At 68.3% G+C, this 19,808-nt stretch carries 21 protein-coding genes, 1 tRNA gene and 1 riboswitch; of the genes, 12 read left to right on the forward strand and 10 right to left on the reverse strand.

Annotated features, from left to right (window positions below; genetic code table 11):
• Window positions 1-45: 45 nt before the first annotated feature.
• Window positions 46-825: a phosphate ABC transporter ATP-binding protein PstB gene (gene pstB / locus LQK89_RS14870; RefSeq protein ID WP_144804007.1), complete on the forward strand. Its 780-nt coding sequence runs from the start codon at window positions 46-48 to the stop codon at window positions 823-825.
• Between the two features lie 159 nt (window positions 826-984).
• Here the strand turns inward: pstB and LQK89_RS14875 are convergent, their stop codons facing one another.
• From LQK89_RS14875 to LQK89_RS14885, 3 genes are all read right to left on the reverse strand, one after another.
• The gene (locus tag LQK89_RS14875; RefSeq protein WP_231049563.1) at window positions 985-1,881 is read right to left on the reverse strand and encodes an anti-sigma factor; all 897 of its coding nucleotides are present in this window, start codon (window positions 1,879-1,881) and stop codon (window positions 985-987) included.
• Window positions 1,878-2,477: an ECF RNA polymerase sigma factor SigK gene (sigK, locus tag LQK89_RS14880; protein ID WP_058740969.1), complete on the reverse strand. Its 600-nt coding sequence runs from the start codon at window positions 2,475-2,477 to the stop codon at window positions 1,878-1,880. The genes LQK89_RS14875 and sigK overlap by 4 nt, the downstream gene beginning before the upstream one ends.
• 552 nt (window positions 2,478-3,029) lie before the next feature.
• Window positions 3,030-3,659 (reverse strand): hypothetical protein, encoded by a 630-nt coding sequence (locus tag LQK89_RS14885; protein ID WP_058740977.1) that lies wholly within the window; start codon window positions 3,657-3,659, stop codon window positions 3,030-3,032.
• Window positions 3,660-3,786: 127 nt separating this feature from the next.
• Between LQK89_RS14885 and LQK89_RS14890 the strand changes: the two genes are divergently transcribed.
• A complete protein-coding gene (locus LQK89_RS14890) occupies window positions 3,787-3,948 on the forward strand; it encodes a hypothetical protein (RefSeq protein WP_174777420.1) in 162 nt (53 codons plus the stop codon).
• A 56-nt stretch (window positions 3,949-4,004) separates the two neighbouring features.
• A tRNA-Lys gene (locus LQK89_RS14895) sits at window positions 4,005-4,077 on the forward strand.
• Between the two features lie 56 nt (window positions 4,078-4,133).
• On the opposite strand, the gene LQK89_RS14900 is transcribed toward LQK89_RS14895, so the two are convergent.
• Window positions 4,134-5,048: a site-specific integrase gene (locus tag LQK89_RS14900; protein ID WP_231049564.1), complete on the reverse strand. Its 915-nt coding sequence runs from the start codon at window positions 5,046-5,048 to the stop codon at window positions 4,134-4,136.
• 223 nt (window positions 5,049-5,271) lie between these two features.
• Window positions 5,272-5,688, reverse strand: coding sequence for a hypothetical protein (locus LQK89_RS14905; RefSeq protein ID WP_231049565.1), 417 nt, complete (start codon window positions 5,686-5,688; stop codon window positions 5,272-5,274).
• A 322-nt stretch (window positions 5,689-6,010) separates the two neighbouring features.
• Between LQK89_RS14905 and LQK89_RS14910 the strand changes: the two genes are divergently transcribed.
• Together LQK89_RS14910 and LQK89_RS14915 are read left to right on the forward strand one after the other, a co-directional pair.
• Window positions 6,011-6,226: a hypothetical protein gene (locus tag LQK89_RS14910; RefSeq protein ID WP_231049566.1), complete on the forward strand. Its 216-nt coding sequence runs from the start codon at window positions 6,011-6,013 to the stop codon at window positions 6,224-6,226.
• A 46-nt stretch (window positions 6,227-6,272) separates the two neighbouring features.
• On the forward strand, window positions 6,273-6,701 hold the full coding sequence (locus LQK89_RS14915) for a hypothetical protein (RefSeq protein ID WP_231049567.1): 429 nt from the start codon (window positions 6,273-6,275) through the stop codon (window positions 6,699-6,701).
• A 595-nt stretch (window positions 6,702-7,296) separates the two neighbouring features.
• Here LQK89_RS14915 and LQK89_RS14920 read toward each other — a convergent pair.
• Complete coding sequence (locus LQK89_RS14920) at window positions 7,297-9,855, reverse strand: NACHT domain-containing protein (RefSeq protein ID WP_231049568.1); 2,559 nt, start codon at window positions 9,853-9,855, stop codon at window positions 7,297-7,299.
• A 248-nt stretch (window positions 9,856-10,103) separates the two neighbouring features.
• Between LQK89_RS14920 and LQK89_RS14925 the strand changes: the two genes are divergently transcribed.
• The 3 genes from LQK89_RS14925 to LQK89_RS14935 all read left to right on the forward strand — a co-directional run bounded on the left by LQK89_RS14925 (window position 10,104) and on the right by LQK89_RS14935 (window position 12,300).
• Window positions 10,104-11,171: a DUF5677 domain-containing protein gene (locus tag LQK89_RS14925; protein WP_231049569.1), complete on the forward strand. Its 1,068-nt coding sequence runs from the start codon at window positions 10,104-10,106 to the stop codon at window positions 11,169-11,171.
• Window positions 11,172-11,393: 222 nt separating this feature from the next.
• Window positions 11,394-11,792: a hypothetical protein gene (locus tag LQK89_RS14930; RefSeq protein WP_231049570.1), complete on the forward strand. Its 399-nt coding sequence runs from the start codon at window positions 11,394-11,396 to the stop codon at window positions 11,790-11,792.
• Between the two features lie 187 nt (window positions 11,793-11,979).
• Entirely contained in the window at window positions 11,980-12,300 is a 321-nt protein-coding gene (locus LQK89_RS14935) for a hypothetical protein (protein ID WP_231049571.1), read from the forward strand.
• 84 nt (window positions 12,301-12,384) lie between these two features.
• On the opposite strand, the gene LQK89_RS14940 is transcribed toward LQK89_RS14935, so the two are convergent.
• Window positions 12,385-13,320: an aldose 1-epimerase family protein gene (locus tag LQK89_RS14940; protein ID WP_231049572.1), complete on the reverse strand. Its 936-nt coding sequence runs from the start codon at window positions 13,318-13,320 to the stop codon at window positions 12,385-12,387.
• A complete protein-coding gene (locus tag LQK89_RS14945; RefSeq protein ID WP_231049573.1) occupies window positions 13,317-14,171 on the reverse strand; it encodes a DeoR/GlpR family DNA-binding transcription regulator in 855 nt (284 codons plus the stop codon). Before LQK89_RS14945 ends, LQK89_RS14940 begins: the two co-directional genes overlap by 4 nt.
• A 64-nt stretch (window positions 14,172-14,235) precedes the next feature.
• Here LQK89_RS14945 and galT point away from each other — a divergent pair, with 64 nt between their 5' ends.
• Both galT and galK read left to right on the forward strand, forming a co-directional pair.
• Window positions 14,236-15,333 (forward strand): galactose-1-phosphate uridylyltransferase, encoded by a 1,098-nt coding sequence (gene galT / locus LQK89_RS14950; RefSeq protein WP_231049574.1) that lies wholly within the window; start codon window positions 14,236-14,238, stop codon window positions 15,331-15,333.
• Entirely contained in the window at window positions 15,330-16,466 is a 1,137-nt protein-coding gene (gene galK, locus LQK89_RS14955; protein ID WP_231049575.1) for a galactokinase, read from the forward strand. The genes galT and galK overlap by 4 nt, the downstream gene beginning before the upstream one ends.
• A gap of 144 nt (window positions 16,467-16,610) precedes the next feature.
• Here the strand turns inward: galK and LQK89_RS14960 are convergent, their stop codons facing one another.
• Together LQK89_RS14960 and glyA are read right to left on the reverse strand one after the other, a co-directional pair.
• Window positions 16,611-17,522, reverse strand: coding sequence for a tetrahydrofolate dehydrogenase/cyclohydrolase catalytic domain-containing protein (locus LQK89_RS14960; protein ID WP_058740979.1), 912 nt, complete (start codon window positions 17,520-17,522; stop codon window positions 16,611-16,613).
• A 23-nt stretch (window positions 17,523-17,545) separates the two neighbouring features.
• Complete coding sequence (gene glyA, locus LQK89_RS14965; protein ID WP_331000590.1) at window positions 17,546-18,829, reverse strand: serine hydroxymethyltransferase; 1,284 nt, start codon at window positions 18,827-18,829, stop codon at window positions 17,546-17,548.
• A 59-nt stretch (window positions 18,830-18,888) separates the two neighbouring features.
• Window positions 18,889-18,974: riboswitch (ZMP/ZTP riboswitch) on the reverse strand.
• Between the two features lie 37 nt (window positions 18,975-19,011).
• Here glyA and clpS point away from each other — a divergent pair.
• Together clpS and LQK89_RS14975 are read left to right on the forward strand one after the other, a co-directional pair.
• Window positions 19,012-19,311, forward strand: a complete 300-nt coding sequence (gene clpS, locus LQK89_RS14970) for an ATP-dependent Clp protease adapter ClpS (RefSeq protein ID WP_058740975.1) — start codon at window positions 19,012-19,014, stop codon at window positions 19,309-19,311.
• Window positions 19,308-19,784, forward strand: a complete 477-nt coding sequence (locus tag LQK89_RS14975; protein WP_231049576.1) for a DUF2017 family protein — start codon at window positions 19,308-19,310, stop codon at window positions 19,782-19,784. The genes clpS and LQK89_RS14975 overlap by 4 nt, the downstream gene beginning before the upstream one ends.
• The last annotated feature ends 24 nt before the right edge of the window (window positions 19,785-19,808 follow it).

A 19,808-nucleotide genomic window follows, 5' to 3' on the forward strand; every position in this document is an offset into this window, starting at 1 on the left:
CCCGGCAGCGACGCGGCAACGACCACCCACCCCGAAGGAAACCACGTGTCCAAGCGCATCGAGGTCGACGGCCTCAACGTCTACTACTCGAAGTTCAAGGCGGTCGAGGGCGTCGACATGACGATCGAGCCCCGCACCGTGACCGCGTTCATCGGTCCGTCCGGCTGCGGCAAGTCCACCTTCCTCCGCACGCTCAACCGCATGCACGAGGTCATCCCCGGCGCGTACGTCGAGGGCTCGGTCAAGGTCGACGGCGACGACCTCTACGGCGCCGGGGTCGACCCCGTGCTCGTCCGCCGCCAGGTCGGCATGGTGTTCCAGCGCCCGAACCCGTTCCCGACGATGTCGATCCGCGACAACGTCCTGGCCGGCGTGAAGCTCAACAACAAGCGCATCTCGAAGTCGGAGGGCGACGAGGTCGTCGAGCGTTCCCTGCAGGGCGCGAACCTGTGGAACGAGGTCAAGGACCGCCTCGAGAAGCCCGGCATGGGCCTGTCCGGTGGGCAGCAGCAGCGCCTCTGCATCGCCCGTGCGATCGCGGTGCAGCCCGACGTGCTCCTGATGGACGAGCCGTGCTCGGCCCTCGACCCGATCTCGACGCTCGCGATCGAGGACCTCATCGAGGAACTCAAGAAGGACTTCACGATCGTGATCGTGACGCACAACATGCAGCAGGCGTCGCGCGTCAGCGACAAGACCGCGTTCTTCAACATCGCGGGCACGGGCGCGCCCGGCAAGCTCATCGAGTACAACGACACCGCGACGATCTTCTCGAACCCGTCGGTGCAGGCGACCGAGGACTACGTCTCGGGTCGCTTCGGGTGACCCCCACCTGACACACGGCCTGGAGGCCCGGTGCACGTCCGCCACGGACGCGCACCGGGCCTCCTCGGTTGCGCTGGCAACGGTCGCGCCGGGAACGACGGAACCCCGGGACGTGGTCCCGGGGTTCCGTCGTGCGAGGTCGTCGGACCTGCGAGGTCGCTACGCCTGGGTGGTCGGCACGGCCATGACCGGCGCGGAGGTCGGCTGGTCGGAACCTCCGGCCGGCTCGACGGTCATGCCGATCGAGTCACCCTTGCTCAGCTTGCCGTCGAGGACGGCGGTGTGGACACCGTCACGGGCACCGTCGAGCAGACCAGCCGGGACGACCTTCGTGCCCTCGGAGCCGATGTACCAGAGCTCGTAGGTCTTGCCGGCCGGCGCCTCCTGGACGCCGTCGAGGATGACGGCCGACTTGCCGACCTCGTGCGACCAGACGACCGTGGCCGATCCGCCGCCGGGCATCTTCGCGGTGGTCCGCTGGAAGTCCGACGCGGCGTAGATCGAGTCGAGCGTGCCGGACGCCTGCGTGGTGCCCGGGCCGGGCTGCTCACCCGTGCCGACGACACCGCCGATGCCCAGGCCGACACCGAGGAACACGACCGCGACGGCAGCCGCGGCACCGAGGGCGGCGGCCGGACGCTGGAACCAGCGTCGGCGAGCCGTGGCGGCGGCGCGGCCCCCTGCGAACCGGGTGTCCGTGGCGTCGGACGAGTCGGAGTCCACCGACGTGACGGGGGTGGGTCGTGCCTCCCGGTCGTCCACCGGTGCGTCGGCGGTGACCGCCGCGCTGTCGGCACCGTCTGCCGGAGCAGCGGCGTCTGCCTGCGGCGTCCGCGCGATCTGGGACATCAGTGAGGCCTTGAGCGACGCGGGCGGCTCGATCGGCTCGACGGCGTACGCGAGCTGCAGCGCGGTCTCGCGCAGCGAGTCGGTCTCGGCCTGCAGCGCCGGCGAGGTGGTGAGGGCGTGGTCGAGCAGCGCGCGCTCCTCGTCCGACAGGGCGTCGAGTGCGTGCGACCCGGTGAGCAGGGCAGGGTCGTCGTGGTGTTCGGTCATGACGTCACCCCCATCTCGTCTCGGAGTCGGATCATCCCGTCACGGAGACGGGTCTTGACGGTGCCGATCGGGACACCGAGCCGTTCGGCCATCTCGCTGTGCGAGTAGCCGCCGTAGTACGCGAGCTGCACCGCCTGGCGCTGGAACTCGGTGAGCTTGCCGAGCGCCCGGCTGACCCGCTCGTGCTCGATGCGGATCTCGACCGATTCGGACACCTGGTCGTACCCGGACTCGAGGTCGCGGATGCCGATCTTGGTGTCCCGGTCGTGCGAGGACTGCGAGGCGCGGACCCGGTCGACCGCCCGGCGGTGCGCCATGGTGAGGACCCAGCTGGCCGCCGTGCCCCGCGACCGGTCGAAGCGTGTCGCCTGCTGCCACACCTCGAGGAAGACCTCTTGTGTGACCTCTTCCGACTGCGCGCGGTCCCGGAGGAGCCGGGTCACGAGGCCGAGGACGCGTCCGGAGAGGGCGTCGTACAGGTCGGAGAAGGCGGCCTGGTCGCCGCCGGCGACGCGGGCGAGCAGGTCGTCGGGCGAGGCGGGAGCGGGCTCGGCCGAGCTCCAGGCTTCCGTGTCGCGTTCCACGAGGGCAAGCATTGCAGGTTTCGCCTCCTCTCGGTGCGTTCGTGACCCGCGGTGCCGGTGCTTCACAGGGACCGTTGTGGGAGCGGGTCGTCGTCTGGTCGGGGTCCTCGCGGCGGGTCGTGCTCGTGAGCGGGGCCGCACGGCCCGCAGGGAATTGACCGGCGGGTACCGGACCGGGTCGCACGGACCCCGCCGTGACGTCCGCGAGGAGCGTCACACCCTCTGTTCGGCGCGCTCCTCCGAGCGGATTGCCCGGAGTTCGAGGAGCGCTCGGACGCTGTGCCGTCGCTCCGGCGCACGCTTCGCCCGTGCCGGTGTCCAGGGCACGCCCGGGTGGTGGTCGTGTCCGTCGAGAGTGAACACGGCCACGTGCTCAGGACGGTTCTCGTAGACTCGGTGTCGCCGGGCCGCAGCAAGCCCCGGGCTCCAAAATTCGCCGCTTCGAGCGGCCTCGCGCCGAGAGGCGCTTCTGCGGCCCGGTCTTCTGCTGTCCGGAGCCGTTCCGGCGCCGTGTGCCGCGTCCGCCGCCGTGTGCCGCGACTCGTGTCGGTGTGCCGCCGGCTGTCAGTCGAGGCTGTCGCGACGCCAGAGCGCCGCCGCCTCGGTCAGGTCGGCCGCGAGCTCCGTCAGGCGGAGCGCCCGCCGGGTCAGCTCGCTCGCACGGTCGCCGGCGGTCAGGTCGGCGTCGTCCGCCACCGAGGTCGCCCCGGCCGCCGTCAGCCGGCAGAACGCGGCACCGCGATCGAGCGCGACCGCGAGGTCCCCCGTGTACAGGCCGTGCAGGATCCGGTCCGCCAGGGTCAGGATCTCCGCCGGGCCCGTCGGCTGCTCGGCACCCGCGACGGCCTGGTCGATCGTGCCGATCCGCTCCGCACCGCGCTGGAAGAAGTAGGCGATCTCCTCGGGGTTCTGCCGGATCACGGTGCGGACCAGGTAGATCCGCCAGAGCGCCCCCGGCAGGGTGTGTGCGCCCACCCGTGCCCACAGCTCGGCGATCGCGTCGATGCCGTGCACGTCCGTGTAGGTCACGAGGCGTTCGACGACCGCCGGGTCCGGGTCCTGCCGCACACGGTGCAGCAGCGCGTTCGCGGTCTCGTGCGCGACGCGGTTCACGACGGCCGGGTCGTCACCGCCCTGGATCGCGGCGAACTCCTGGTCGGTGAAGTGGACGGGACGGTGGTGATCGCGAGGCACCCGCAGAGTGTAGGCGCGGCCGGTGACGCCCACGAGTGCCGTTCGCCCTGAACGCAACCGGGTCGATCGGCGTACCTTGCTCCGGCGGGGAGGTACCCCTGGTCGGACGTCGGAAAGAGGACCATCCATGAACGCCCTGCTCGTCATCCTGGCCGTGATCGCGGTCATCCTGCTGTTCGTCGGTGGCTTCGCCGCGAGCCTGAAGTTCCTGCTCTGGGTGGGCATCGTCCTGTTCGTCGTCGCGCTGGTCCTGTGGCTGCTGCGCACCCTGACCGGTCGACGCAGCTGACCCGTCCCCCGTCCGTTCCGGAGCAGGGGTTCCTCACGCGCTAGCCTTGCGGGTGAGGGCCTCTAGCTCAGTCGGTAGAGCACCGGACTTTTAATCCGAGGGTCGTGGGTTCGAGCCCCACGGGGCCCACAGTTGCAGGGATTGAAGGTGTCAGTCGCACCGCATCCCGAACTTTCCCCGAACAATCACGCCGCAGTAGCCCGTGCGAGCAGTGAGTCGAGGGCAGCTGCCGCCCTAACCGTACCGGCGGTGCGGCTCATGTAGACGTCCTGCGTGAGGCTCGGGTTCTCGTGCCCGAGGAACTCGGCGATCTCGCGGGCGCTCAGCCCAGCCTGGTCGAGCACCGTGGCCACGGTCTTGCGGAAGCCGTGTGATTTGAAGCCAGGGAAGCCCAATCTGTCTCGGTTCGCGCGCCAGTCTGCCTCCGTGTTCGACGGGTCGCGCAACTTGCCGAGCACGGAGGGGAACACGAGTCCCTCCGGGGTCTCGATGACGGTCGATCGTCGCGCCCGGAGCATCTGGGTCAGCCCTTCGGACATCGAGATGGTCCGCATCGACGCCATGGACTTGCCCTGCCCCTGGATGCGGAGGCCCTCACCGATGATGCGTACAACGTTCGGACCAAGGGCGACCTTGCTCGCGTCGAGGTCGACTCGATCCCATGTCAGTGCCGTCGCCTCGCCGATCCGACTGCCGGTGTGCAGCATGAACTCCCACAGGTCGACGAGGTCGAGACGTCGCATCTCAGCGTCACCGCGGATTGCGGCCCGGAACTCGGAGATGCGGTCCGCAGGCAGAGCCTCTGCGGCACGTGACGGCCCCTTCTGGATGCGCTCCACCCCTGCGACAGGGTTGTAGGGCAAGGCGTCGCTGGAGACGGCGAGCGCCATCATCCCCGAGAGCGCAGAACGGCACCCCTTCGCTGAGCCAGGTCCATTGACTTTCGCCACCTGTGTCAGGAAGCGCTGGGTCCTCAGGGTGGTGAGCTCTCCCACCGTGAGATCACCGATCATGGGCAGGATGATCTTCCTGATGTTGTGCCGGTAGGTCTCGACGGAGCGGGGCTTCAGTCCTGCCTCAACCTTCAGGTCGAGGTACAACGCAGCGAGAGCCGAGAGCGAAGTGGCCCGCGTGACCCCTTAGGACATCGGTGTCTCGATTTCGACAAGCGCGCGCTTGAGGGCCGCAGTCGCCTTCGCCGCGGTCGAACCGGTCCGCTCGACCTGACGTCGCTTCCCGTCCTGGAATCGGTAGAGCGTGCGCGCACGCCAAGCGGTGCCCACGCGCTGGGTGTGAACGACGCCGTGTGCGCCGATCGGGGTCCTAGGCCTTGCCATTTGGTGCCTCCTCGCCGCGAAGCATGCGATAGCCGGGCAGAGACTTGCGGGCCTCCTCAACGTCGTCATCCGTGGTCAAGCCCTCGATCGGGAGCGCCTTCCAGTTGCGACGCGGCTCGTCGATGAACTCCAGAGCGGCGGGCAGAGCTGGCATCGACGCCTGCGGGTAGTGCAGTCTGAAGTGATCTCGGAGGTTCGCAAGCTCCTTCAACCGCGCCTCCGCTTCCTCCAGCCGCTTGGCAGTGCTGTCAGCACCGTCACGGATAGCGAGAACGAGTTGAGCGTGGGACCCCCCGAACGCTGCGATGTCGCGCGCGATCTCATCGGTCAAGGCCACCACGTCGGCGACGTCGTAGTAGTCGTCAGCGAGGTCCTGGTGCTCGTCGGCGAACTCGCGGGCCACGGCAGGGAGAGCACCTGAGAACCACTTGGCGGCTTCATACGGCTTCAACAGGGTCGTCCCGTCGGGAGCAAGGTCGAGGTCATCGCTCCGAACTGTCGCAGTTCACGGGGATCTCGATCCAGACGTTGGCGCGCTGGAAGGTCGAGGGGCAAGGGCCTCAGGTGACCAAGCTCGGCGGCGCGGTCCGCTACCGCAAGGCCGACGTCCTCGCGTGGCTCGACGGCCTCTCGGCCGTCGCGTAGCGGCCCCACACACAGACAATGCCCCCGAGGTCGGCCAGGACCTCAGGGGCGACGATCACAACACCACTTTCGGAGATCTCGTGAACTACTACCAGCCTATCGCTCAGCACTTCTCGAACGACAGCGATCGCAAGCCGACCGCTCGCGCCCTGGCTCGCCCGGAAGCGCGGTGCGTCGACATCCTCTGCTCCGGCAGCGTCGTGCTGATGGAGCCGGACGCGGCCCGGCGCCTCGCTGTCCGCCTTTTCGAGGCGGCGGCGCTCGCCGAACGCCCCCAGTCGACGGAGTGGCCGTGACCGTCGCCTTGAGGCCCCGGGTGAACCGTCGACGAGGCGGGGCCGAGTGACCTGGACCAAGCTGTCAGACGACTTCACTGACGACACGTGGAACCTGTCCGACGCCGCGTTCCGTCTCCACCTCGAAGGGCTCGTTTGGTCCAACCGCAAGCTGCTTGACCTTCGCATCCCCAAGGCAGAAGTTCGACGGTTTGGCAAGAACCCTGAGGCCGCAGCCGAACTCGTCGAGCACGGATGGTGGTCCGAAGACGGAGGCTTCTACCTGATCCGCCACCATGCTCGCTACCAGAGGTCCCGCGAAGCCGTGATCCGGCAGCAAGCCGTGAACAAGCAGAACCGGGCGAAGCGGGGGCTCCCTCAGAGGCCTTCCCGAGAGCTCGTGTCCCTGGCCGCCGACTCCGACGACGATTCGATCGACGAATCGTTCGACGAACAGGACTGGACAGGACAGGCCGGGATGAGAGGGGGCACTTAAAGCAGGGAGAGGCACCCTTCACTTCCCAACCAGTCACGACCTAACCGACGAGGTCCATCCCTTCGCACCCTGAGTGCCGTGCGGCAGGATGCACCTCGCCTGTCGAAGGGATTCGCGGGGGCATCTGCCCATCGCAGGACCCGGAACACACCGCGCTGAGGTCAGCTCCCGGCTGGGCCGCCTGATTACTCAGCACACCACCCTTCGCCAGTCGGTCGAAGGACCAATGAGGGCACGACCCCTAGCTAAAGGAGGGGGGTCGTGCCCTCGCTCCGTCTCGAGCGTTTCGTCCTCGGAGCGATCGTCGGGAGCCCCCCCCGGGAGCGCGCTGTCACGATCGCTTCGTGCTGCAGCTCGAGGTGCGCGCGGGTCTGGGAGATCCGAGGGGAAGGCCGCAGCTGTACGGCCGAAGCCCCCGAGCCCCCCCCCCCCCTCCCGGACAGCGATACAACCATCGGGGCGGGTTCATGCGACGAAAGCCCGACGAATAGCTAACTGCGCAACTCCTACCGAACGGCAGTTGCATGAAGTACGACCGCAGCGTCGAACTCAGTTGATCGACCATCGGTCGGCCGGTCATCGCCATGACGAGAAATCACCGAAGCTCCTCGACAAGGAACTCCTCGATGCGGGGATGCAGCGCAGAGCCGCTGGCCAGAGGCCCGAGAGCAGTGCGCCCCGTCGATGTCAGTTCGACGATTTCCGGTCGCCCTCCAGGCGTGCGGATCCAACCTTGAGCCTCGAGCATAGAGACAAAACGGGCTGCAAACTGCGGGTTTTGTGATGCTACTCCTCGCTGGACTAGCCCTCGACGCTGGCGTTGTGGAGTTTCCATGAATTTGGCGACAATTTTTGACACGATTCCGAAGGTGGCGTGATGCGACCAGACCAGGATCGGATCAATGGCTTTAGTGAGCGCCCCGTTGAAGTTGAGGTAGCCCAACGCTGCTTCGCCCGACAGGCGGACACGCGGCGAGTCGGCACGAAGATCTCCGACGAGCACGGAAAGTGAGTCGTCGACTTCGGTGAAATCAGCCCCCCGCAAGGAAGTGCCTGAAAAAGACACATCCGCAAGGAGCGCATCCTTGAACGAAGCTCCGTCAAGCACTGCAGACCGGAAGGAGACACCGTCAAGGATCGCACCATCGAACTTCGCCCCGTCTAGATTGGCATAGTCAAGCGACACCGTTGAGAGATCAGAGTGTGAGAAGTTGACACCTTGGACTTGAGCCGGACGACTTTCGTCGGAGATGACCAAGAAATTGAGTTGCACGCCAGCCAGGTCTGGCCGCGGCCCCGCAACGGCCCTCAGTGGGTGCCAGGCCGGGTCGTCGGCTGGCCGCAGGAGCCTGTCGATACCCTGGTAAAGAACGGACAGGTAGGCACCCGGCTGCTGACCCCCGTCTCGAGCCGACCACGCGGCGGTCAGCATCGCCAGCAGTTCTTCCAGGGTAGCCCGTCCCCGGGAAGTGACGAAAGTCCGCATGGCGTCGGAAACTGGGATCGCCGTGATCAACGCACGCTTCGACGTCAAATCCTCGATAAGGGCTTCTGCGACTAGAAACTCTCGCAAGGAGTTGTGCGAGAACTTCCACCCCTTGTTGGCTAGAGGGTCGCGACTCAAGCTACCCGAGCGACGTAGGTCCTCGAAGAGCGACTCAATCTCGCTCTCGCGTTGACCCTGCTGGACGCGCTTGAGATGACTCGAGAAGAACTTCTCGACCAGCCCCCGAAAATCGCTTTCGCTACAGAAGCGGTTCCCCGTCCGAGTCAGCCACACAGCCAGCGATTGGAGGAAACGCCGCCTGTCCTCGACACTCACGAGTCCCGCCTGGTTCAGGTCGCGCAATGCGAGCTTGTCCAACACCAGCGTGTAGATATCCCATTCAGTGAGACGCTCCACCGATACATCCACCAGGTTCGCCGCAACCTCAACAAGGTAACTGATGATCACTGGCTTGCCGGACAACGCGATTTCACTACCCTCCTCAGTTGCGCGGAACACACGGCGAAGGATTGCAACCACAGTGTCTGCCACGTCGGCTTGTGAGTTCAAGATGCTGCGGACGAGAACCTCGGTCTGTTCGGGCGACAGATCTTGCAGCGACCGCTCATAGCGTTCGAGAAGGTTTCGCTCGATGAAACCGTCGATCTCCGCCTCTTGCGCCTTGAGTTCCTCGGCTTCCTGCAAGAGATAACCAGAGCGCAGTTCGAGGGTTCGATAAAGATGATCGAAGAGGGCGAATTCCTCCGCCTCCGAGAAGTAGTTTGGTCGACTTGTTAGAAGCCCACGCGCTCCACCGCTCGTCAATTCCGCGAGCGTTCGGAGACATTCACGTCTTTCCCTCTGGTTGAGGTACTGCGCCATTTCATCATAGCCGTCCAGCAGTAGGATCACTCGCCCACTGCGAATCAGCGACCATAAGAAGTCCACCGGCACATGAGACAGTCCATTGTGATCGAGGAAGTGGTGCAGCAGCCCTTGCGCGTCGAACTGTCGAGTGAAGTTGCCCAATTCGATTCGAAGAGGAATGGGCTGCAGCGGATTCTGCTTATATGCCTTGAGCCAGCGCTCCTGAAGCACGCGTGTCAGCGCGGTTTTTCCCGTGCCATACTCGCCGACGACGATGAGCCACGATTCATCTTTGTTGTCACGCTCTAGCCATGCGTCGAGCCAGGGCAGCGCCTCCTGACTCCCGTGCGCGTCACTGAATCTAGGCGGCTGATAAACACGAGTCAATTCTTGCAGATCTTTTGCCAGATTCCCGCTGCCAGTGAATTGCTCGACGTAGGGCTCAAAGCGCTCGAATCGCGCGAAGAGCTCGTCGTAGGTCATGGTCATGATTCGTGTAGCAGCAGCGCGCTCCTTCACATTGATCGTGAAGCCCTTCGCACTCACGATCAGGCACCGCGAACTAGCGTCCATCTCGCGCACCATAGAAAGCTTGGTGAGGTCCTTGCCGTACTTCTCGTTGTCTACGTATTCGAGAGTTACCTCAATGTACATCTTCGCCGCGAACGGATCTCCCAATGGCGTCGCGACGAGGTCGATCTCCGCCCCGTTCACCTTCACAGGTCCCTCAACCTGGAAATGGTTGAGTTTCAGCAACTCAGCGACAGCGATGGGCAGGTCTTCGGCAGTGAAAGTCGGCACGTAGTCATCTTGGCACCGATGGAGCGAAAACGGGAGTCTCCCTCGACTCTGGGTCCCTCTGGGACGCGTCGTTTGGAGGACACAAGGCGATACTGAGGAGGTCGACCAACTCTGGCTCTCGCTTCCGCTAGTCGTGGCCGAGGGATGCAAGCGTGCTTCGAGTGGTTGCACCAAGTCGCGGAGTTCGACGAGGACGGGGCGTAGACATCATCGAGGAACGGCTAGCGGCAGACTTGGGGAGAGAAGACGTGTCCGACATCGAGCTGAAGTTCGGAAGCACTGACGGCGACATCGATCCCGTCGAACTAGCGCGGTACAAGGCCGCACTCGACCGGCTTTGGGCGGAGGACGCCCATGACGTGCGCGGCGAGACGGATGCCTTCCGGCAACGTCTCAAGCTGACTCATGACGATGCGTTCACAGGTCTCTTCAGGGTGTACATCTCGGCGATCGAAGCGGCCGACTGGGGATCCGAGGCAATGGACAAGGTCATTGGCCGGATGGAAGCGGACAACGAGGACCGGGCCGACATCGACGCGCTCGCCGACTACCACTGGGTCATACGGGGATTCATGGCTCGCGCCCTCACAACATTCAGCGAGATCACCTGGCTCCTGGAAGGGGGCTTCCCGGGTGGGGCGACGGCTCGCGCTCGGACGTTGCAGGAACTCGCCGTCACAGCCGCCGTACTTGCAATCCACGGACACCCGGACGGAGAGCACCCGGAGTTGATCGAGCGTTATGCCCGGCACCACGAAGTGTTCAATCGGGACTCGGCGGTTCAGATCTCTGCGAGCGGCATCCTCGAAGACGACCCGTTCGACGAATCGACGATGGGGTTGCTGAGTACGGCGCACGACGAACTGCTCGCCGAGTTCGGTCCAAAGTTCGCGGAGCCATACGGATGGGCGCAACCGATCTTCAAGGCTCGAGAACGAGTGAGTTTCACAAAGCTGTCGAAGCTCGTCACTCCTCGGCTCGAAGTCATCTACCGGTTGTCCAGCTCCCACGTCCACGCCGACTCCGAGGGTTGGAGCCACGGACTTGTCACGCGCGGTGATGAACAGATGTTCGCCGCGGGCCCGACGAACCTCGGCCTAGGCCTCCCGGCCGAGCTGGCCTGCGACCTGCTCAACGTCATGCTGCAACTCGCTGTCCCGTCGTCAATCGCGGACGAGGGCCAAGTCGACTCTGATGGAACCTTGCTGTTGGCAGGCGTGCGGCACCTCACCCAGCAGGCGCTGACTGCTCTTCACAACAGGCAGTCAGAGGTGGAGGCCGCGGAGCAGGACTTCCAGGCAGGCGAGTCGGCGTAGGCGACGTATATCGGTCCCGAACTATCCCCGAACATACCTAGGTCTGGAACAGAAGCCATCGATACGTGATGCAGCCGTCCCGGCTAAGGTCCCGCAACCATCGGAAGAGTGCGGCTACTCCTGATAGCGGGCTAGTTTTAATCCGAGGGTCGTGGGTTCGAGCCCCACGGGGCCCACCGTGTTGCCGACACCGACACCGTCGACGCCGTCGCGAGGAGTGCAGTGGTCACGCGCATCCACACCGCTGCGGGCACCGCGGTCGCGCTCGCGCTCGGGGCCTTCGTGTCCGTCGGCCTGACGGGGTGCACACAGCCGGACGACGCCGTGCAGGGGGTCGCACGGGCAGCGTGCGAGCAGCGGATGGGGCCGGCGATCGTCGCCTGGTGGCGGGACCAGTACGACGAGACGCCCTGGAAGGTCGTCGACACGCGCGGCTCCGGGGTCCAGGAGGCGTCGGACAGCTCGTCGACGGCGACCGTGCTCGACGTTGCCGGCACGTCCTCGGTCCAGCGCGACGAGGTCGGGAAGCGCACCGAGGTCCGCTGGTCGTGCGCCGCGCGGTACTCGAGCGCCGATCCGCAGACCGTGACCGCGACGGTCGAGGAGATCACGCTTCGCTGAGCACTGCTGCCCGGCCCCCGTGCGGCTGGCGTGGGGTACAACGCGTCCACAGCGTGTTCATGGCGCGTCCTCTGCACAGTTCAGTCGTCGTTCAGCCGATTGTTGGCGGGACGCCGATAGTGTCATGCCCGGATCCGATCACCGGGTCCTGCAGCACAGCACCACGACAGAACGAACGGGGTACACCGTGACCGAGCCCATCGACGCCACGCAGACCAGCACCACCGGTGACGCGCGCCGCATCGTCGAGCTCACGGCAGCGACGAACACCAGCATGAGCAACCAGCTCCTGCTCGACACCCTGCGCCGCAACGCGCAGGTCAGCACCCGCCACATCCGCAAGGACTTCATCGAGGTCGCGAACGCGCAGACCGTCCTCGGCTACGTCTGCCGGCAGCGCAAGGACTACGTCGCACTGCGCGGGGACGACCCCGCGTGGGCGCAGGAGGTCGGCCGCTACGGCACCGAGGCACTGGCGGTCGAGGCGCTCCGGATGCGCCGCGCCTGACGCGCCACACACGACGACACGACGAAGGCCGCCCCTGCCGGGGCGGCCTTCGTCGTTCGTGTGTGCGCCGGCCCGACCGGGCCGTCAGGACCAGACGCGGCGGATGCCCCAGGTACCGGTCCACGACTCGTCCGGCTCGAGCCAGCGCAGCCCCTCGCCGGAGTTGAGGGCGTTCGCCGGCGCGGTCATCGGCTCGACCGCGACCGCGAGCCCGGTGCCGTCGCCGCGGGGGAACTCGCGCGAGGTGAACACCTGGACGTAGGGGAACGACGCGTCCTGCCACAGCTCGACCCCGTCGCCCTCGGGGCCGTGCAACGTGGTGCGGCGGACGCCGTCCTGGTCCGGGGTGATGTCCCGGTAGGCGGTGTCGAGGTCGGCGTCCCCGGCCCGTACACCGGCGCGCAGGTCGTAGGGCGTGCCCTCGACGGCGACGGTGCCGTCCGGGATCTTCTGCGCGTCCACCGTGAAGGCGGTCGCGGCGTCCAGCGTCACGACGAGGTCCTCGGCGGGGGTGTCGCCCGCCCGCAGGTACGGGTGCGCCCCCACCGCGAACGGCGCCCGGACGCCCGCGCGGTTGACGATCGTGTGCGTCACCCGGATGCCGTCCTCGACGAGCTCGTGGTGCACGCGGGTCTCGAGCGTGAAGGGCCAGCCGTGCTGCGGGTGGACCGTGGCCTGCTGCTCGATCGCCGACTCGGTCTGCGCGACGACGCGGTACGGCGAGAACCGGAGCAGGCCGTGCGAGGCGTTGCCGTACTTCGGCTCCGAGACGTCGAGTTGCTGCCGCTTCCCGTCGAGCTCCCACACGGCGCCGGCGACCCGGTTCGGCCACGGCACGAGCACGATGCCGTCCGCGCCGGGCGGGGCCGAGGTGACGGGGAAGGGCTCGGTCAGGTCGAAGCCCGCGACCCGGAGCTCGCGGATGCCCGCGGCGACCTCGGTGACGACGGCCTCGACGACCCCGTCCTGTCCGGCGTGCCGGAGGTGGTACTGCTCCCCGGTGGGTGCTGCTGCGGTCATGCGGTCGCCTTCCTTCCGTCTGGTGCTGCGGTGCCGTCCCCGTCGGCGACGACGACCCGGACGCCCGCCGCCCGGATCGGGGCGACCGCGTCCGCCGTGGTGCCGGCGGTGACGACGACGTCGATGTCCTGGAGCGGACGGACGACACCGAGGTGTGCCCGGCCGAACTTCGAGCCGTCCGCCACCACGACGGTACGCCGGGCCGTCGCGGCGAGCATCCGCTTCGCCTCGGTCTCCGGCAGGTTGACGTTCGTCAGACCGTGCTCGACGTCGAGCCCGGTGCCGCCGATGAACGCGACGTCGGCGGCGATCGCGGGCAGCACGGCGCCCATGAACGGCGCGACGAGCGAGTGCTGGAGCGGCCGCAGGGTCCCGCCGGTGACGACGACGGTGAACCGCGGCACGGCGGGTTCGAGCGCGAGGGCCGTGGTGAGCGAGTTCGTCACGATCGTCAGGTCGGTCAGGTCCGTCCGCGCCACGAGCGCCGTCGCCACCGCGGCCGGGGTCGTGCCGACGTCGAGCACGACGCACTGGCCGGAGCGGACGAAGTCGGCCGCCGCGCGGCCGATGGCCGCCTTCTCGACCTGGTGCTCGATCGCGGTCTCCTCGAGGGGCCGCTCGCCGGAGATGACCCCGAGGCGGACGGCACCGCCGCGCACCCGCCGGATCCGTGCCTCCAGTTCGAGCGCGGCGAGGTCCTGGCGGACCGTCACCTCACTCGTGCCCAGGGCCGCGGCCAGGGCGGCGGTCCGGACGAGCCCGGGCGCTCCCTCGACGATGGAGACGATGCGGTCCTGCCGCAGGGGTGCCGGGAGGGCGCCGGCGAGGAAGGACAGGTCGTCAGCGCTCACGGCTGCAGTTTCGCGCACTTACGGAGACTTTCGCAACGCTTCGCAGAGGCGCTAGGCTCGTCCGGTGATCACCAAGCGCGTGACGACGCTCGCCGACGGCCGCGAGCTCATCTACTTCGACGACGCCGACACGCAGCTGCCCGCCGAGCGCAGCATCGACGAGCGTGCCCTCGACCCCCGACCCGAGACCGCGCGGATGCGGCAGGACGTCCTGACGGGCGAGTGGGTGTCGATCGCGGCGAGCCGACAGAACCGCGTGTTCCTGCCGCCCGCCGACCAGGACCCGCTCGCGCCGCAGACGGCCGCGAACCCCTCCGAGATCCCGAGCCGGTACGACGTCGCGGTGTTCGAGAACCGGTCACCGTCGTTCGGCCCGCTGCTCGAGGCCGAGGACGCCCCCGAGTCGCTCGAGTCGCTGTCCGACGTCGGCCTGAACCGCCAGCTGCGGTCGGTCGGCCGGTGCGAGGTCGTGTGCTTCTCCCCCGAGACGAGCGGCTCGTTCGCGTCCATCTCGGAGTCGCGTGCCCGCACCGTGGTCGAGGCGTGGGCGGACCGCACCGCCGCACTCTCGGCCCTGCCCGGCATCCAGCAGGTGTTCCCGTTCGAGAACCGCGGCGAGGCGATCGGCGTCACGCTGCACCACCCGCACGGGCAGATCTACTCGTACCCGTACGTCACCCCGCGCACGCAGCGCCTGCTCGCGTCGATCGAGCGCTTCGGTCCGGACCTGTTCGAGCAGCACCTGGCGAACGAGCGGGCCTCGGAGCGCGTCGTGCTGCAGGGCGAGCACTTCACGGCGTTCGTGCCGTTCGCCGCGCGCTGGCCGATCGAGGTCCACATGCTCCCGCACCGGCACGTGCCGGACTTCGCCGGGCTGACCGACGCCGAGAAGGACGAGCTCGCGTCGATGCACCTGCGCCTGACCCGCGGACTCGACGCGCTGTACGACACCCCGACGCCGTACATCGCCGCCTGGCACCAGGCCCCCGTGCACGTCGCGCGGGACACCGTGCGCCTGATGCTCCAGATCACCTCGCCGCGTCGGGCGGCGGACAAGTTGAAGTTCCTGGCCGGCAGCGAAGCCGCCATGGGCGCCTGGATCGGGGACCTCGTGCCCGAGAAGGCGGCCGAGTTCATCCGAGGAGGGATCGAACGCGCATGACGTTCCAGCAGGTCTACGGGTACGAGCCGTCGGTGCGGTACTCCGCGCCGGGTCGCGTCAACCTGATCGGCGAGCACACCGACTACAACGACGGGTACGTCCTGCCCTTCGCGATCGACCGGCGGACCGTCGCGTCCATCGGGCAGCGGGACGACCGTCTGCTCCGGGTCGCGTCGGCGTTCGAGCCCGACGCGGTGCACGAGCTCTCCCTCGACGAACTCGACCCGTCCCGCATGAGCGGCTGGTCGGCGTACGTCTTCGGCATCGCGTGGGCGCTCCGCGAGCAGGCCGGGGCGGACCTGTCCGGCAAGTCCGGCTTCGACGTCTTCATCGAGTCGGACGTCCCCGTCGGCGCGGGCCTGTCGTCGAGCGCCGCGATCGAGTGCGGCGTGGCGCTGGCGTTCACCGACCTGTGGGACCTCGGCCTCTCACGCAAGCAGCTGGCCCGCGTCGGGCAGTACTCCGAGAACCACGCCGTCGGTGCCCCGACCGGGATCATGGACCAGTCGGCGTCGCTCCTCGGCGAGCAGGACGCGGTCGTGTTCCTGGACTGCCGGACGCTCGACACCGCCGTGGTGGACCTGGCGCTCGAGTCGAACGGACTCGAGGTCCTGGTGATCGACACCCGCGTGGAGCACGCGCACGCCACCGGCGGCTACAAGGCGCGGCGCGACTCGTGCGAGCGCGGCGCGGCGGCGATGGGCGTCGAGGCGCTGCGCGACGTGTCCGTCGACGACCTGCCCCGGGCGCAGGAGCTGCTCGACGACGAGACCTTCCGTCGCGTCCGCCACATCGTGACCGAGGACCAGCGCGTCCTCGACACGGTGCGCACGCTGCGCGAGCAGGGACCGCGGGCGATCGGGTCGCTGCTCGTCGCCTCGCACGAGTCGATGCGCGACGACTTCGAGATCTCGGTGCCGGAGCTCGACCTGGCGGTCGAGACCGCGATGGCGCACGGTGCGGTCGGCGCGAGGATGACCGGTGGCGGCTTCGGCGGTGCGGCGATCGCGCTGGTCGACCAGGAGGCCCGTGGCACGATCACGGACGCCGTCACGGCCGCCTTCGCCGCGGCCGGGTACCGCGAGCCGAACGTGTTCACGGTGCACGCGGCGCAGGGCGCCCGGCGCGACTGACGCGCGGCGGGCGCGGCGCCCGCGCTTCCGCACAACAGCAAGCAGCTCGCGCCACGGAGATCCGTGGCGCGAGCTGCTTACGGTTGTGCGAAGGGCCCGTCCGCGGCGGCAGCGCCCCGCGGTAGCAACCGGCAGCGGCGCCGCCTAGTGCAGGTGGCGCTCGGCGGCCTCGACGACGTTCTTCATGAGCATCGCCCGGGTCATCGGCCCGACCCCGCCCGGCGTCGGCGAGAGGAACCCCGCGACGGACGCCACCGCGGGGTCGACGTCGCCGTGCAGCTTCGCCTTGCCCGTGTCCTGGTCAACGATGCGGCTGATGCCCACGTCGATCACGGCCGCTCCCGGCTTCACCCAGTCCGGCTGCACCAGTCCGGCGACCCCGGCCGCGGCGACGATGATGTCCGCGCGACGGCACTCGGCGGCGACGTCCTCGGTGAGCGAGTGCGTCAGCGTGGCCGTGGCCTCGAGCCGGGTGAGCAGCAGCCCGAGCGGGCGGCCGACGGTGAGCCCCTGCCCGATGATCGTGACGTGCTGGCCCCGGATCGGGACGTCGTACGCCTCGAGCATCGCCACGATGCCGCGCGGGGTGCACGGCAGCGGGGCGTCGATCGTCCCGGCACCACCGGGGACCGCGAGGACGAGCTCTCCGAGGTTCGTCGGGTGCAGGCCGTCGGCGTCCTTCGCCGGGTTCATCAGCTCGAGCATCGGGATCGGGTCGATGCCCTGCGGCAGCGGGAGCTGCACGATGAACGCGGTGACCCGAGGGTCGTCGTTCATCTGCAGGATCGCCGCACGGATGTCGGCCGCCGAAGCGGTCTCGGGCAGATCGATGCGGACCGAGTCGAGCCCGATCTGCGCCGAGTCCTTGTGCTTGCCGGCGACGTACGACACCGAGCCCGGGTTCTGGCCGACCATGATCGTGCCGAGACCGGGCCGGAAGCCGTGGTCGTGCAGTCGGTCGATGCGGACCTTCAGGTCGTCGAGCGTGCGGGCGGCGAGGGCGGTGCCGTCGATGCGGACGGCACTGCCCTCACCCGCCCAGCGCTCGCGCGGCAGGGGCGCGATCGAGGGCGCGGCGCTCACGCGTACAGCGGGAACGCGTCGGCCAGCGCCTTCACCCGGGCCGAGAGCACCGCGATGTCCGGGTTCGGCATGAGCGTCAGCGCGATGATGTCCGCCACCTCGGTGAACTCGGCGTCGCCGAACCCGCGGGTCGCCAGCGCCGGGGTGCCGATCCGGACACCCGAGGTGACCATCGGCGGGCGCGGGTCGAACGGCACGGAGTTGCGGTTCACGGTGATGCCGACCTGGTGCAGCAGGTCCTCGGCCTGCTTGCCGTCGACCTCGGACTCGCGCAGGTCGACGAGCACCAGGTGCACGTCGGTGCCGCCCGTGAGGACGTCGATGCCGGCGGCCTTCGCGTCGGCCTGCGTGAGGCGGTCCGCCAGCAGACGGGCACCGCGGAGGGTGCGCTCCTGGCGGTCCTTGAACTCGGGCTGCGCGGCGAGCAGGAACGCGGTGGCCTTGGCGGCGATCACGTGCATGAGCGGACCGCCCTGCTGGCCCGGGAACACGGCCGAGTTGAGCTTCTTGAAGAGCGACTCGTCGTTGGACAGGATGATGCCCGAGCGCGGACCGGCGAGGGTCTTGTGCACGGTCGACGACACGACGTGCGCGTGCGGCAGGGGCGACGGGTGCAGGCCCGCGGCGACGAGACCGGCGAAGTGCGCCATGTCCACCCAGAGGGTCGCGCCGACCTCGTCCGCGATCTCGCGGAACTTCGCGAAGTCGAGCTGGCGGGGGTAGGCGGACCAGCCGGCGATGAGCACCTTGGGCTGGTGCTCGACGGCCTTCGCGCGGATGTCGTCGTAGTCGACCTCGAACGTCTCCGGGTCGACGCCGTACGACACGGCGTTGTAGATGCGGCCGGAGAAGTTGAGCTTCATGCCGTGGGTCAGGTGACCGCCGTGCGCGAGCTCGAGGCCCAGGATGGTGTCCCCGGCGGAGGCGATGGCGTGCAGGACCGCGGCGTTCGCGCTGGCGCCGGAGTGCGGCTGGACGTTCGCGTACTCGGCGCCGAACAGGGCCTTCGCCCGGTCGATGGCGAGCTGCTCGGCGACGTCGACGAACTCGCAGCCGCCGTAGTAGCGCTTGCCCGGGTAGCCCTCGGCGTACTTGTTCGTCAGGACGGAGCCCTGCGACTCGAGCACGGCGCGCGGGACGAAGTTCTCGGACGCGATCATCTCGAGGGTGTCGCGCTGGCGGCCGAGCTCCTGCTCGAGCACCTTGGCGATCTCGGGGTCGACCGCACTGAGCGGGGCGTTGAACGTCGACTGCGCGGACGCAGCGGGCAGATCGGTGATGGACACGGGACTCCTCGTTGTCTGTTCCGTCGCGCGCGTGCACGACGAGGTGGACGGGTGGGCGCGGCCCAGGCGTACGGCCGCGCTCCGTGTCAGGTGTCGCTCCCCGATGGTGACCCATCCAACGCCAGTCGCGACCCGTCGATCGTACCGAGCCGGTCGGTTCGTGTCACCCTTGTCGCATGACCCTGAGCAGCCCGGAGCTCGACGAGCGCACCGATCTCCGCGCCCGGTACGACGTGCCGTGGACGACGGTGGTGTGGGACGACCCGGTCAACCTCATGTCCTACGTGACGTACGTCTTCCAGAGCTACTTCGGCTTCAGCCACGACCGCGCGGACCACCTGATGCGCCAGGTGCACGTCGACGGTCGGGCGATCGTCGCGAGCGGGGCGCGCGAGGCCATGGAGCGCCACGTCGAGGCGATGCACGGCTTCGGCCTGCAGGCCACGGTCGAGCGGGCGCCGGGAGCGGACGCGTGATCCCGTTCGTGCGACGGCGGGACGGCGTGCACCTCGGCCTGTCCTCCGGCGAGCGCGCCCTGCTCGCGAGCCTGACCGAGCAGCTGCAGCAGGTGCTCGACGGCGACCTGTCGGACGACCCGGTCGCGTCGCGGATGTTCCCGGACGCCTACCCGCAGGACCCCGAGGCGAGCGCCGAGTTCGCGCAGTACACGCGGTCGGACCTGCTGGCGCAGAAGACCACGAACGCGGGGGTCGTCCTGGCGTGGGCGACCGGGGCGCGGGACGGCGTGCTCACCCAGGAGGACGAGCAGGCCTGGCTCCGCTGCCTGACCGACCTCCGGCTCACCATCGCCGAGCGGCTCGGCATCGTGGACGCCGCGACCGAGGAGTCGTCGTACACCGGCGACGCCGGTGTCGGCCTCCGGGACGTCTACGACTGGCTCGGGTTCGTGCAGGAACACCTGGTCGCGACGCTCACGTCCGCGCGCTGACGACCGGCCGGGAGGCACGGGGCA

It is taken from the genome of Curtobacterium sp. C1, assembly GCF_021049325.1.
GTDB lineage: Bacteria > Actinomycetota > Actinomycetes > Actinomycetales > Microbacteriaceae > Curtobacterium > Curtobacterium citreum.